At 54.4% G+C, this 1,536-nt stretch carries 1 protein-coding gene; it reads left to right on the top strand.

All coding sequences use genetic code 11. The features are described 5' to 3' along the window. Positions 1–908: 908 nt before the first annotated feature. On the top strand, positions 909–1,536 hold a 628-nt coding region (locus tag EQW76_RS28660; RefSeq protein ID WP_280176919.1), incomplete at its 3' end, for a cache domain-containing protein.

Raw genomic sequence — 1,536 nt, 5'->3', positions numbered from 1 at the left:
CGATCAGAAAAGTCCTGCGTTTCATGTCTGCTCCTTGGTTTCGGTTTCGCTACAGGGTAAACGGTCAAGTAACTCGTTGGCCGCGCGAGGCTGTGACGGGTACGGTGTCGCACTTGCTCCGCGTATCTCTGATGGCCCAGCAGACCGTGATCACAAATGCGTGATGTGCCAAATGATGATTTTGTGACGCCATAAGCAATTGCAATTATTAGATAAAATGGGGTATATGCTAATACGTTGCCATGGATCTCTGCCGTATTTATGCCGTAAAATCCGTCTCTAACCAGACTCTCTGCTATATACATTGCGACTGGCGTGTTGACGGTATATTCGCGCCATTAGTCTCCACAGGCACACAGGCCGCCGAGCATGCTTGTTGCGAGGAGTCTTGCTATTTTCGGTTCCACCGTTGTCACGTCAATGCAGCTGTCGCTGGAATCATGCATTTGCGAGAGCTAATACTCCCATCCGCTTGCTGTCTCGTCCATGGTCTAGCGAGTGCAACTTTCCACTTGGTGGGAGCTCCGCGTCTCCCTCCATCCTTTGAACGGCAGCAATAATTGTCCGGAGAAACGGCCTCCATCTTGGCCAGTCAGCCGAGCGAAGACCTCGGTGTACAGTGTGTCAGCCTAGCGCTCGCATCCTTAAGAGCGGCCATAGATCGGATATCTCCTCTTTTGCCATCTTTTCGGTTCGTCAACGCGATTTCTGGATATCCATTTTAAGGGTGGTTGCCATGAGTACATAGCGATCGTCACTCGCTCGCCCCGTTACTAGCTTTCTCGTTCTCGAAGACAGGCCTCGCGGGCTCCGGCACATACTGCAAATTTCGTACGGCCTGTGGGAGGGCCCTGCGTTATCGTTGTCACGGCGCTGACTTCGGAAAGCTTTTCCTCTTGTTTCAGAGATTGTCCCGTGTAATTGCGGATGACAGGACCTGGCTGCTTCAGGGGGAGGACGAGAACATCGCTAAGGCTCGGCTAACGCGCCGCCTATTCTTATTGACGTCGCTGGCCCTTGCCCCGGCGATGGCGATCCTTTTCTACAATGTTGCGTCTACCCGCCTGGCAAAAGAGCACGAAATTCAGGTTGAGGCCCTGCGCTCGGGTGAACTGGCTTCGCTGGAAATGACGCGGATCATCGATGGTTTACAGAACGTGATGGCCACCCTGGCCGCCGCTCCGGTGGTTCAGGAATTCAACGTTGATGGCTGCAACACTTATTTGCAGCGCCTGGGAAAGAGCCTGCCGCAGTTTGCCAGTCTCGGTGTGGTCGATAGTGATGGCACCGTGCGCTGTATTCAGGACGGGAAGGGCCTCGGCATCAAAATTGGCGACAGGCCCTATTTTCGCGAAGCCATGAGCAAAGGCACCTTCGTTGTTGGCGAATTCACAAAGGGTAGGGTGTCCGGCACCAACGTCCTGCCTTTGGCATTGCCGATCACGGCTGACACGGGAGGCATCTCTGGCGTGGTCGTCGGTGCGCTGGATCTGAATTGGCTGGCGGCACGCCTGAAAGAGCGCGATTTTGGTCGTA

Source organism: Rhizobium sp. rho-13.1 (assembly GCF_007000305.1).
Taxonomy (GTDB): Bacteria; Pseudomonadota; Alphaproteobacteria; order Rhizobiales; family Rhizobiaceae; genus Rhizobium; species Rhizobium rhododendri.
Note: the sequence above shows the minus strand (reverse complement) of the source record. Positions and strands in the feature narration are given on the sequence as shown.